Below are 12,359 nucleotides of genomic sequence, written 5' to 3'. Positions count from 1 at the left end.
TCGTTGTGTCCTGCGCCCCGCCCGTCAAGTGAAATACGCCTATTCCTCGTCACTTCCGGGCGTTGGCCGCAACATGAAATGACCGAAGGCCGTGGCGATCGGCTTGTCCGGATAGTCCTGCCAGGCCCGCGCCTCGAAGGCGACGATGCGCCGTCCCTGCTTCACAATCGATACGTCGGCGAAGGTGTCGAGCGCCCGGCCCGAGCGCAGATAGTTGACGGTGAGGCCGATCGGTTTGGGTGGCGCCGCAATGCCGAGCTCGCGCGCCACGCCGACGATCGCGGTGGTTTCGAGAAAAGCGCCGGTCATGCCGCCATGAATCGCGGGCAGGATCGGATTGCCGACGATCTTCGGCGAGAACGGCATCGTCAGCGTGGCGTCTCCGTTAACGCGAATGCCGAGGCAGCGCGCGAACGGGCTGTTCGCGAACGGACCATCTGAATCCTCGGGCGTCTCGAGCGTCGGAATGCTGCGCGAATCCATTCTGCGGTCGGCGAGCATGTTGGTGCGGTTGGCGCCGATCATGAAGCAGGCGGTCGCGGTCGCCACCGGATCGTCTTCGGACTCCTGGTAAGCGGTGGAGCGGACGAAGGCGATCGAGCGTGTGGTGCGGTAGCAGACCGAATGCGCCTTGATATCGAGGCCCGGCGTTGCCGGCTTCTGATAGTCGATCCGCAGGTCGAGGGTCGCGATCGCGCGCGTGCCGTCGAGCGCGAGCTGCACCGCCATGCCGCAGCTCTCGTCCAGCATCGCGGTGACGACGCCGCCATGCAGAACGCCGGTCTCGGTGTCGCCGACGAAGACGGGACGGTAAGGCAGGCTGGACCAGGCCTCGCCGGGCGCGAAGCGGTCGAGCTGGAGCCCGCTGATATGGCCGTAATCGGAGCGCCGGCCCTTGATGGCCTCGGCGAGTTCCTCGAAGGGAAGCGCGGTCGATGAGCTAGGCATAGCGACGTTCTAGACCAGTGCCGCGCACCGCGCAAAACCCGCATGTAACCTTCGCACGCTCCCGCAAGGCCGGTTTGGTCTCGACAGAGGCGGCCGAAGCGACGATGGTGGGTGCTTCGTTCGTTCGACCTATCCGCAAGGAGCGCTCATGACCGACCCCGAAACACCCTCGACCGCCCAGGGGCCCGTCACCATTTCGACCTCCAGCTCGGAGCGGGCCCCGATCATCTATTTCGACGGCGCCTCCTGCTTCGGCCATCATAACGGCGCGATCCAGATCGAGCTTGCCGCGAATCTCCTGATGCCGGTCGGCGCCGCAGTCAGGGTCGACGTGGTCCAGACCGCGCACCTGCGTTGCAGCGTGGCCGCGGCGCTTGCCCTGCGCGAAGCGCTCGACAAGGCGCTGGCGATGTACAAGCAGGGCCAGCAGCAGCCGCAGGAGGAGATTCCGGCGGTGAAGAATTGAGATCGCGATTGACATCAATTTGTCTTTGCGCCACCTTTCGCGCAGGTTGATACAACCTGCCGGTTGCGCCCTCCGTGGAACGGTGAATGTATCGAGCCCTGATCGGCCCCCTTTGCCCGAGCGACCGGGTCAGCAACGCAACCACCTGACACACCTGGATCGCTCACGCAGAGGACGAACCCATGCGCGATTTTCGCGATGCCAAGGCTATGGCGCAGACCCTGCGCGAATCCCTGACCACCAAGACCGTCACCATCAGTCACAGCGAGAGCCTCGAACTGGTGTCGAGGATGCTGGGCGTCGCCGACTGGAACACGTTGTCGGCGGTGCTTCAGGCCGAGCGCCGTGACACGGTTGCGCCGGCTGCGAAGCTCACGGCGACAACGGCGTTCTATCCGGCCATTCCGTTGCGCGATCTCGTTCCGTTTCCGAACGAGACCTACCCGCTGTTCGTGGGACGCGAGAGAACGATCCAGGCCTTGAATCAGGCGTTCGAAGGTGGGCGGGAGGTTGTGGTGGCGATCCAGCGTGAGGCGGCGGTCGACGAGCCGGGCCTTGCGGATGTCTACGAGATCGGCATCCTAGCTCAGTTGCTTGAGCTTGAAGCACTCCGCGACGGCACGCTCAGGGTGTTGACCCGAGGACTTAGGCGTGTCGCGCTACGCGGCTTTGCCGTTGAATCGGTCGCGTATCAGGCCGAAGTCACTGCCATCAGCGAGGGAGCGACTCGCGACGCGCGGGATCTGATCCGAAGGATCTATCAGCGCTTCCAGGATTACACGGCGGTTCACGGAATTCTCGTGCCGGACATCTGGCTGTTCTTTGATTCAACCCGTGATCCCGGACAGATCGCCGATACCGTCGCCACGCGGATGAAGCTGCCTGTCAGCGAGAAATACGAGCTGTTGGCGACGCTCGATCCCATGACGCGGCTTGAGCGCATCGAAGCGCTGCTTGACCAGTCGCAACGTCCGGTTTCGGCAAATTACGCGGCCACGAAGCGGCTGGCGTTCGATCTCGCTGACCGGCGTCGCCATCAATACGCGACGCTTGAGCATTTGCTGCTCGCCCTGATCGAAGATGCGAACGCGTCCGCCGTGATGCTCGCCTGCTACGCCGATCTTGGCAAGCTGAGGCAGAGCCTCGTGCAATATCTCGACAACGAGCTCAAACACACCGTGATCGAGGCCGGAAGCGCCGAGCCCACCGCCGCGTTCAAGCGCGTCGACCGGCGTGCCGCATTCCACGCTCAGGAGGTGGGCCATGCGGCGGTCACTCGCGCCAATGCGCTTGTTGCCTTGTTCGCCGAAACACGAAGTCCCGCGGCACGTCTGCTCGCGGAGCATGGCGTCTCGCGCGCGCGCGCCGACAAAGCGATCGCGCGAGGTGTTGGCTAAGAGTGCTCCAACATCGGCGATCGCATCTCAATGCGATCGCCGATCCTTCAGCCCACATGCACCTTCGGCTTCTTGCCGCCGTTCCACTTGCCGTCGAGCGCGCGCTCGATCTGGGCGGCGAGTTGCAGCAAGAGCCCGTCATTGGCCTGCTTGGCGATGGCCTGGATGCCGAGCGGCAGGCCGTGCTCGTGGGTCGCCATTGGCAGCGAGATCGCCGGGATGCCGCAGAGATTGGCGAGCGGCGTGAAGGCGAAATTGCGCCAGAGATTGCCGAACCAGTCGAGCACGTCGGGATTGTCGGAGATCGTGAGATATTCCTTGGTGCCGACCTTCGGCGTCGGCAGCGCGGTGACCGGCGTCAGGATCACGTCCCACTGCTCGAAGAAAGCGCCGAAGCCGCGGGAGGTCGTGTTGAAGACGCCTTGCATCTTCGCGCGCTCGGCGAAGCTTGTGTGTCGGCCGGCTTCCCAGATGCGGATGTTCATGGGCTCGATCAGATCTTCCGGCGGCTTCTCCAGCCCGCGCGCGGCGAGCATGTTGGAGATCACCACCGCAAAGTTCGAGATGTAGCAGGTGGTCTGCGCCGCGAACGCAGCGCGGAAATCGAGTTCGGGCAGCGCATAATCGACGTGATGGCCGAGCCCTTCGAGGAAGCGGCCGGTCTTCTCCAGCTCGGTGGCGATGTGCGACGTTGCAGTGTAATCGCCCCAGGTGTGCGATAGCGCGATGCGGAGCTTGCCGGGATCGCGCTTGATCATCTCGGAATAGGGCTGCGCCGTGGTCCAGAACGGCATGAACTCGCCGGGGGCAGGTCCCCTTGCATGATCGACAAAGGCGGCAGTGTCGCGCACGCTGCGCGACTGGCAGCCCTGGATCGAGACGAGGCCGGTGAGATCGGACATGTGCGGTGCGAGCGAGAACACGCCACGCGACACTTTGAGCCCGATATTGCCGTTGACGCCGGCGGGAATGCGGATCGAGCCGCCGCCGTCGGTTGCATGCGCGATCGGCACCACGCCGGCCGCGACCATCGCGGCGCTGCCGGCCGACGATCCGCAAGTGGTGTAGTCGGTATTCCAGGGATTGCGCGTGACATAGACGGCGGGATTGTCGGCCGAGCTGCAGACGCCGAATTCCGGCGTCGTGGTACGTCCGATCAGGTTGAGGCCAGCCTGGCGGAATTTGCCGGTCAGGAAGGTGTCGGCGGCTGCGCGATTGCCGCGCATCAGGAGCGAACCCATCTCCTGGAGGCGGCCCTTCATGGTCGGTCCCAAATCCTTCATCAGGAAAGGCAGGCCTGCGAACGGGCCGGAGAGGTTGGCGCCGTCCTTGGCGGGATCGGCGATCAGGTCCTCGAACAGCTCGACCACGCCCGACAGCGCCGGATTGACCTTGGCGACGCCCGCCGCGGCCTGCCGCGCCAGTTCCTTCGCCGTCAGCTCGCCGTTGCGGACGCGCGCGGCCAGCGCCACGCCGTCGTGCTGCGCCCATTCATTCCAGCTCATCGGCAAAGTCATGTCGGCAAAATCCTCTTGATGCGGCGCCATCTTTCCTTTCGCAAGGACCTTCGTGAATCAACTGAGCCGGCGCGGGGGGCAGGGTTGCATGGGGCGGAGAGGTGGAGGCGCAGAGCTGCCGATCGTCTCAATCCGACAGTCGCGCGATCACTGCAACCGGCCCGCCGCCCGGCGGTCCCTGATGCTCGGCCCCGCCGGAGACGTAGATGGCGCCGGTGCCGGCGAGTCCCGCAATCAGGCCGCCAACCGCAGCGCGGGCGTGGCGGGTGGCGCTGATGTCGGTGTCTTCCAGCATGGTGTGGCGAAAGCCGCGCACGCTGCCGTTCGGCGAAGCCTCGGCTTTGGCGAAGATGTTGACCAGCTCGCGACCCGTCTTTGCCTGCGGCGCCACGCCGAGCCCGACGCTGTTCAGCGCCGACACCACCGCCGGGGCATCGATCGCGTCGGTCATTACGGCATGCCCGATCTCGAACGCGCTTGCTGAAGACAAGGAGTTGCCGAGCACGATGACGACGTTGTGCATCAACTCGATTCCGGCCGAAGTGGAGGCAACGGACGAGAACAGATCATCGCGCCGCAGCACGTCCTCGTCGCGGACGTCAGGCGCGATCTCGCCGAGCGCGACCGCGACACCGAGCGCGGAGGCGCCGCGCGAATAGGCCGTCGAGCCATAGGCGCTGGCCGTCGCCGTCTTGTTGCCGCGAGCGTTGGCCGCTTCGACGCGATCGCTGGTGAGCAGTGGACACTTGATCTGCACGAAATGAACGTCGGCAGAGTCAGTGATGCCGGCATCCGCCATCGCCGCCTTGACGGCTTTCGCCGTCTCGGTAATCTGTGCCGAGTGGCCGAGCTCCTCGGGGAGGAAATCACGGGTGTGTGCCATGCCGATGCTCAGGCGCTTGCCGGACATGCCCGCCGGCCGCCCCTCGACGTCGCGCCGCGTAAACACCGTGATATGTGGGCTGAGCACGCCTTCGGTGCCGCCCGACATCACGAACGCGATGCGCTGCTCGACCTGCTCTGGAGGCAGGCCGAGCCGCGGCGCAAGCGCCGCGCACAACGCGGCCACAGCATATTCCCGCGTGAAATCGTTGACGCCGCCATTGCCCTCGGTCTTGCCGAGGATTGCGAGGATCTCGCTTGGATCGATCGCGCCTGAGCTGATCATACTGATGAGGCCGGACACGTCGCCGGGGCCCTTGGTGGCGATCCTGATGGCGTCGACCGATGTCGTCTGCATTGCACTTCTCTTTGGGGGTTCGGTGGTCCGGCAGACAAAACAGTCGTCCAAGCCGGGCGCCTGTCAATCCCCGTCGTCGTCCTGGCGAAAGCCAGGACCCATTACCCCCAGGGAGCAATTTGGCGAAGATTCGTCGTTCGGTATTGCTTCCGGCCGTGATCGACAGATTCGCCGTGGGTCCTGGTCTCCGGCAGGACGACAGCGGAATTTGTGCGCCGTCTTCGCCATCTCCACGAATGTGGCGAGATCGCATCGGTTCAACAAAAAATCCTCTGTCGACGGCCGTCCGCTGCACCTTGATGAATCAACCCCGGTTGGTTCATAAGCGGCGTCCCGTGGCCGGTGCTTCGCCGCCGTGTCGCGTGCTAGGATAGAGGAATTCTCGCGTGGCAAATATCAACCAGAAAATTGCGCAGGAGCTTGGGGTTCGTGCCGAGCAGGTCGAGGCAGCGGTGACGCTGCTCGACGGCGGCGCCACGGTTCCCTTCATCGCCCGCTACCGCAAGGAAGCGACCGGTGCGCTCGACGACGCGCAATTGCGCACCCTGGAGGAGCGCCTGGTTTACCTGCGTGAACTTGAAGACCGCCGCAAGGCCATCCTCGAATCGGTCCGCGAGCAGGGTAAGCTCGACGCGGCTCTCGAAGCCAGCATTCTTGCCGCCGACAGCAAGGCGCGTCTCGAAGACATCTATTTGCCGTTCAAGCCGAAGCGCCGCACCAAGGCCGAGATCGCCAAGGAAGCCGGCCTCGAGCCGCTCGCCGATCAGCTGATGGCAGAGCCTGGCAATGATCCCAAGGTCGTGGCCGAGGCCTTTGTCAACGCCGAGAAGGGCGTTGCCGATGCCGCTGCCGCGCTCGACGGCGCCCGCGCCATCCTGGTCGAACGTTTCGACGAGGACGCCGATCTGATCGGCGCTCTGCGCGAGGAGATGTGGACCAATGCGCGCATGGCCTCCAAGGTGCGCAACGGCAAGAAGACTGAGGGGGAGAAGTTCGCCGATTATTTCGATTTCTCCGAGCCGCTGACGAAGCTGCCGTCGCACCGCATCCTGGCGATGTTCCGCGGCGAAAAGGAAGAGATCCTCGACCTCCAGATCCAGGCCGAGGCCGAGGCGCCGCCGCCGGGCGTGCCGAGCGCCTATGAGCTGAAGATCATGAAGCGGTTCGGCATCGCCGACCTCAAGCGCCCCGGCGACCGCTGGCTGATCGACACCGTCCGCTGGGCTTGGCGCACCAAGATCCAGGTGCATCTCAACATCGACCTGCGCATGCGGTTGTGGAATTCGGCCGAGACCGAGGCCGTTCGCGTGTTCGCCTCGAACCTGCGCGACCTCCTGCTCGCCGCGCCCGCCGGCACCCGCGTCACCATGGGGCTCGATCCCGGCTACCGCACCGGCGTCAAGGTCGCGGTGGTCGATGCGACCGGCAAGGTGGTCGACACCACCGCAATCTATCCGCACGAGCCGCAGCGGCAATGGAACGAGTCGCTGGCGACCCTCGGCAGGCTCGCGCTGAAGCATCGCGTCGAGCTGATCGCGATCGGCAACGGCACCGCCTCGCGCGAGACCGACAAGCTCGCGGCCGACCTCGTCAAAGGCCTGCCCGAACTGAAGATGACCAAAATCGTGGTGTCCGAAGCGGGCGCGTCGGTCTATTCGGCCTCCGCCTTCGCCTCGGAAGAGCTGCCGGGCCTCGACGTCACGCTGCGGGGCGCGGTCTCGATCGCGCGGCGGCTCCAGGACCCGCTCGCCGAGCTGGTCAAGATCGAGCCCAAGGCGATCGGTGTCGGGCAGTATCAACACGACCTCGGCCAGGCCAAGCTCGCCAAATCGCTCGATGCCGTGGTCGAAGATTGCGTGAACGCCGTCGGCGTCGACGTCAACACTGCCTCCGCACCGCTGCTGGCCCGCGTGTCGGGCGTCGGCACAGGCCTTGCGCAGAGCATCGTGGCGCACCGTGACGCCAACGGCCCGTTCAAATCGCGCAAGGCGCTCAAGGACGTGCCGCGGCTCGGGCCGAAGGCATTCGAGCAGTGTGCGGGCTTTCTGCGCATCGTCGGCGGCGAGGATCCGCTCGACGCCTCTGGCGTGCATCCGGAAGCTTATCCGGTGGTGCGCCGGATTCTCGCGGCGACCAAGAGCGACATCAAGGCGCTGATCGGCAGCAGCGAGATCGTGCGCACGCTGAAGCCGAAGGATTTCGTCGACGAGACTTTCGGTCTGCCGACCGTCACCGACATTCTGCGCGAGCTCGAAAAGCCCGGCCGCGACCCGCGCCCGGCGTTCAAGGCCGCGGTGTTCAAGGAAGGCGTCGAGGAGATCAAGGATCTCAAGAAGGGCATGATCCTCGAGGGCACCGTGACCAACGTCGCCGCCTTCGGAGCCTTCGTCGACATCGGCGTGCACCAGGATGGCCTCGTGCACATCTCGGCGATGTCCAAGACCTACATCAAGGATCCGCGCGAGGTGGTGAAGCCCGGCGACATCGTCAAAGTGAAGGTGCTGGACTTCGAGGTCGCGCGCAAGCGCATCTCGCTGACGCTGCGGCTGGATGACGAGGTCGGCGCCAAGAAGGACGCGCCCGGCATGCAGCGCGACAACAATTCGCGCAACAGCGCGCGCATGACCTCGTCGGCGCCGCGCAAGCAGGAATCCTCCGGCGGCGGCGCGCTTGCGGAGGCGTTGCGGCGTGCAGCCGAGAAGAACGGCGGCAAGCGGGTGTGAGTCTCAACTTCTCCTCGCCCTTTTGCGGGGAGAGGTGATCTGCTCCACGGATAGCGAGTTCTATCGCCTCGTCATTGCGAGGATAGTAGCGAGGCAATCCAGACTGCCTCCACTGGACAGTCTGGATTTGCTTCGTCGCAAGAGCTGCTTGCAATTGACGAGGAGAGAGCGGTGGGCCGCCTCCCTAACACGCGCGTCAGAATCTGGCGCATTTGTAAGTTGAAGGAGACGGCGCGTTCTCCTCTTCTGAACCTCCGAGTGCGGCTGTGTGACCACCGCACTGTAAGGAGGATTTTCCGATGAAACACAGGCTTCTCACAGGCCTCGCCGCAGCGGCAGTTGCCGCAACGCTGGCGGTCGCATCGCCCGTTCTTGCCCGCGCCGGCGGTGGCGGACATGGCGGGTTTGGCGGCGGTGGCCACTTCGGGGGCGGCGGCATGCATGTCGGTGGTGGCGGCATGGGTGGCGGGGGCATGCGAGTGGGCGGCATGGGCGGCGCTCATTTCGGTGGCGCGCGCTTCGCCGGTTCACCAATGGCCGCCCGCGCCGCCATCGGGCCGCGCTTTGCCGGTGCGCCATTCGCGACCCGCACCGCCTTCGGCCCGCGGTTTGCCGGCACGGGCTGGCACGGCAGGCCCTTCATTGGCCGGCATGCTTTCTTCTTCCGCCATCATCATCGCTTCCACCGCTTCGCCTTCTTTGGCGCGCCTTTCATCTATGCCAGTTACTATGACGGCTGCTGGCGCAGGAGCTGGACGCCCTATGGCTGGCGATGGGTCAATGTGTGCGGAGACTATTGGTACTAGCATCGCCGGACCGCACCATTGTCGCGGTCGCCACCGGGCAGTTCCGCTCAGCCCCGGAACGGGATAGTCTGGTGGCGATCGTCGCGCGGAGTTCGTCATGACCGGAGGTCACCGCCGCATCCTGGTCGTCGAGGACGATCCGGAGACCGCAGGCCAGCTCGTCGAGGAACTGACGACCTCCGGCTACGAGGTCGATCTCGCCGGCACGGGACGCGAAGCGCTTCACCAGGGCGGCGCCCGCGACTATGCCGTGATCACTATCGACCGCATGCTGCCCGATATCGACGGCATCACGGTGATGCGCCAATTGCGCGACGACGGCATCGCTGCGCCGTTCCTGATCATTTCCGCGCTTGGCGAGGTGGATGATCGCGTGCGCGGCCTGCGCGCCGGCGGCGACGATTATCTCGTCAAGCCGTTCTCGTTCGTCGAGCTACTCGCACGCTTGGAGGCGCTTGGCCGCCGCAGCGAAACCATCGCCAAGGAAACGCTGCTGCGGGTCGGGGATCTCGCCATCGACATGATCGCACGCAGCGCCAGTCGCCGCGGCCGTAAGATCCCGCTGCTACCGCGCGAATTTCAGCTGCTCGAATATCTCGTTCGTAACGAGGGCCGCGTCGTCTCCCGCGCCATGCTGCTCCAGCACGTCTGGGACCTGCATTTCGACCCCTCCACCAACATCATCGACGTCTATGTCGGGCGCGTTCGCCGCAAGGTCGACGATGCCCAGGCCTATCCGCTGATCCACACCATCCGCGGCATCGGATATTGCCTCCGTGCTCCTGGCTAAGACGCTCCGCTCCTCGACCTTCCGCCTGGCGCTGATCGCGATCGCGGCGTTCGGGCTGATCGTCGCAGCGATCATGGCTTACGTCTATTTCGGCACGCTCGCCTATGTGAAGAGCCGGCTCGGCGAGACCGGCGATCACGATGCCTTCGCGCAGATGATCGAGCTCGCGATCGCTGCGGTCGCCGTGCTGCTGCTGGTGCTCGCCGGGCTCGCGGCCGTGCTGGTGACGCGGCGCACGGTCGGGCGGATCGAGCAAATCAACGCCACCAGCCGCGCCATCATGCTCGCCGGCCTCGACCAGCGCATTCCCTTGCGCGGCAGCAACGACGAATGGGACCGCGTCGCGGAAAACCTCAACCAAATGCTCGACCGCATCGAGACGCTGATGGGGGAGGTCAAACAGGTCAGCGACAACGTCGCCCACGATCTGCGCACCCCGCTGACGCGCATGCGCGGACGGCTGGAAAAGGCCTATCACACCCCGCGCAACAGCGAGGCGGATGCGGCGCTGATCGGCGACACCATCGCCGATCTCGACGCCGTGCTCGGCATGTTCGCTTCCATCACCCGGATATCGGAGATCGAGACCCGGGCCCGCACCGGCGCCTTCCGCGGGCTCGACCTCGCCGAGATCGCCGGCGAGGTCGTCGAGCTCTACGACGCCGCCGCCGAGCAGGTCGCCACAAAGCTCAGTCTCGCCAGCGATCGCGAGGTGCCGGTGACCGGCGACCGCGACCTCTTGTTCGATGCCATCGCCAATCTCGTCGACAACGCGATCAAGCACGGCCGCAAAGGCGGGCAGGTGACCGTCACCTGCCGTAGCGCCGATGGCGGCGCGGTGATCGCGATCGCCGACGACGGCCCGGGCATTCCCGCGGAGGAACGCGATTACGTGTTCAAGCGCTTCTACCGGCTCGAGCAGAGCCGCTATACGCCGGGCAATGGCCTCGGCCTCAGTCTCGTCGCCGCAGTCGCGCGCCTCCATGGCGCCGAGATCGCGCTGCATGACAATGCGCCGGGCCTCACCGTCCAGCTCAGCTTCAAGGCGGCATCAGCGACGTGAAGCGGTGGTGTCACAGATCGATCACGCCGCGGCGCGCCGCATGCGCGACCGCGTCGGTGCGGCCGGTGGCATCCAGCTTGTCGAGCAGCGAGCCGACATGGAATTTCACGGTGTGCACGGAGATGCCGAGCTGGCGCGCGATCATCTTGTTGGAGGCGCCCTCGGCCATCAGCGCCAGCACGTCGAGCTCGCGCTGGGTCAGCGCGATGTCGCCGGGCATGATGCGCGGATCGCGGGCAACAATCGTCGCCGCGGCGTCTTCGCCAGGCGCGACGAGGCGAAGTCCGGCGACGTTGCCGAGCAGCTTGGCCAGGCGATCGGCGAGGGCTGGGTCGTCGATCTCTAGGGCCAGCACGATCTCCGGCGCGTTGTCCTCGCTCACGCCTCCGGCCTCTCGCCGACCGTGACCTTGAAGCTGACCGGCTCGCCGCCGCGGCGAACCGCGACCTCGACCACCGCGCCGACGCTGGAAGGTCCCAGCGTCCGCGACAGCGCGCGCACGCCGGACAGTTTCTGGTCGTTGACCGCCACGATCACGTCGCCTTGCCGGATGCCGGCCGCGGCCGAAGGTCCGGTCCTGTCGACATTCATCACCATCGCACCGATACCGTCGTCGAGCCGCACCGGCTGCAGCCCTACGCCGAGATAACCGCGCGCGATGCGGCCGCGCGCCTCGAGCTGCGGCGCGACGCGCGCGATCGTCGCCGTCGGGATCACCAGCACCCGCCGCGGTCCGAGCACGGCCATGCCGAAGGCTTCACCCGACGCATCGAGCGCAAGTCCGCCCTGCTGGCTACCGCGCAGGCGGACGTCGAGCTCGATCCGCGCATCGATGTCGCCGCCGCGTAAGGAGCGCCAGCTCTTGCCGGACGCCGATACCATCCCGAGCGCCGCACTCGGCGCATCGCGGTTGGTTGCGACAACGATCGACAGCGTGCCTAGCGCAGGGACTGATGTGGTCAGCTTGACCGGGGCAATCGCGGCCTCAGTGCGCAGCAGCGCGATATCGGTCGTATGGTCGCGGCCGGCGATAGCGGCGGCCACTCGGTTGCCGTCGGGAAGGCCGATCTCGACCGCGCCCTCGTCGGCGAGGGCCTCGTCGGCCGTGACGATCAGGCCCGGCTTCCACACGAAGCCGCTCGCGCGGGAGCGGTGCGAGTAGACGGAGACGACGGACGGTGCGGTGCGCGCCACCATGTCCGCGAGCGCGGACGACAGTGAAGACAGAGGAGTTGGGTCGGTCATGGCAGGCTCCTGTAAGCTGTCCTCAATCTGGGATATCGCAGGCGGTCCGGAAACTGGCCGCGTGGCCAGGGCAGCGTCAGCGCCGGCCGACGAACATGTGATTGGGACCCGCTCACGGAAACGTGTAGCAATCGGCCCGACATTGCGCTGTACGGCCTCAACCA

11 protein-coding genes are annotated in these 12,359 nt (G+C 65.7%); 6 read left to right on the top strand and 5 right to left on the bottom strand.

The features are described from left to right. Positions 1-39 precede the first annotated feature (39 nt). On the bottom strand, positions 40-948 hold the full coding sequence (locus IVA98_RS29800; protein ID WP_247307360.1) for a PaaI family thioesterase: 909 nt from the start codon (positions 946-948) through the stop codon (positions 40-42). 148 nt (positions 949-1,096) lie between these two features. Here IVA98_RS29800 and IVA98_RS29795 point away from each other — a divergent pair, with 148 nt between their 5' ends. Beyond that, positions 1,097-1,414, top strand: a complete 318-nt coding sequence (locus IVA98_RS29795; RefSeq protein WP_247307357.1) for a hypothetical protein — start codon at positions 1,097-1,099, stop codon at positions 1,412-1,414. 182 nt (positions 1,415-1,596) lie between these two features. Beyond that, positions 1,597-2,811, top strand: coding sequence for an LON peptidase substrate-binding domain-containing protein (locus tag IVA98_RS29790; protein ID WP_247307355.1), 1,215 nt, complete (start codon positions 1,597-1,599; stop codon positions 2,809-2,811). Between the two features lie 47 nt (positions 2,812-2,858). Here the strand turns inward: IVA98_RS29790 and IVA98_RS29785 are convergent, their stop codons facing one another. Beyond that, entirely contained in the window at positions 2,859-4,328 is a 1,470-nt protein-coding gene (locus IVA98_RS29785; RefSeq protein ID WP_247307591.1) for an amidase, read from the bottom strand. Positions 4,329-4,455: 127 nt separating this feature from the next. Beyond that, positions 4,456-5,568, bottom strand: coding sequence for a cyanuric acid amidohydrolase (gene atzD, locus IVA98_RS29780; protein ID WP_247356069.1), 1,113 nt, complete (start codon positions 5,566-5,568; stop codon positions 4,456-4,458). Between the two features lie 386 nt (positions 5,569-5,954). On the opposite strand from atzD, the gene IVA98_RS29775 reads away from it, so the two are divergent. The 4 genes from IVA98_RS29775 (at position 5,955) to IVA98_RS29760 (ending at position 10,950) form a co-directional block, all read left to right on the top strand. Continuing rightward, on the top strand, positions 5,955-8,291 hold the full coding sequence (locus IVA98_RS29775) for a Tex family protein (RefSeq protein ID WP_247307351.1): 2,337 nt from the start codon (positions 5,955-5,957) through the stop codon (positions 8,289-8,291). 299 nt (positions 8,292-8,590) lie between these two features. Next, positions 8,591-9,097 (top strand): hypothetical protein, encoded by a 507-nt coding sequence (locus tag IVA98_RS29770; protein WP_247307349.1) that lies wholly within the window; start codon positions 8,591-8,593, stop codon positions 9,095-9,097. A 97-nt stretch (positions 9,098-9,194) separates the two neighbouring features. Further along, complete coding sequence (locus IVA98_RS29765; RefSeq protein WP_247307347.1) at positions 9,195-9,887, top strand: winged helix-turn-helix domain-containing protein; 693 nt, start codon at positions 9,195-9,197, stop codon at positions 9,885-9,887. After that, positions 9,874-10,950, top strand: coding sequence for a sensor histidine kinase (locus IVA98_RS29760; RefSeq protein WP_247307344.1), 1,077 nt, complete (start codon positions 9,874-9,876; stop codon positions 10,948-10,950). Before IVA98_RS29765 ends, IVA98_RS29760 begins: the two co-directional genes overlap by 14 nt. Before the next feature lie 10 nt (positions 10,951-10,960). On the opposite strand, the gene IVA98_RS29755 is transcribed toward IVA98_RS29760, so the two are convergent. Continuing rightward, positions 10,961-11,332 carry a response regulator transcription factor gene (locus tag IVA98_RS29755; protein WP_247307342.1) on the bottom strand — a complete coding sequence of 124 codons (372 nt, stop codon included), beginning with the start codon at positions 11,330-11,332 and terminating at the stop codon, positions 10,961-10,963. Beyond that, on the bottom strand, positions 11,329-12,195 hold the full coding sequence (locus IVA98_RS29750) for a S1C family serine protease (protein ID WP_247307338.1): 867 nt from the start codon (positions 12,193-12,195) through the stop codon (positions 11,329-11,331). Before IVA98_RS29750 ends, IVA98_RS29755 begins: the two co-directional genes overlap by 4 nt. Positions 12,196-12,359 lie beyond the last annotated feature (164 nt).

The sequence above is a fragment of the Bradyrhizobium sp. 160 genome, assembly GCF_023073735.1.
In the GTDB taxonomy this organism is placed as follows: Bacteria; Pseudomonadota; Alphaproteobacteria; order Rhizobiales; family Xanthobacteraceae; genus Bradyrhizobium.
The sequence above is the reverse complement of the archived record's forward strand: the minus strand, read 5'-3'. Positions and strand labels throughout refer to the sequence as shown.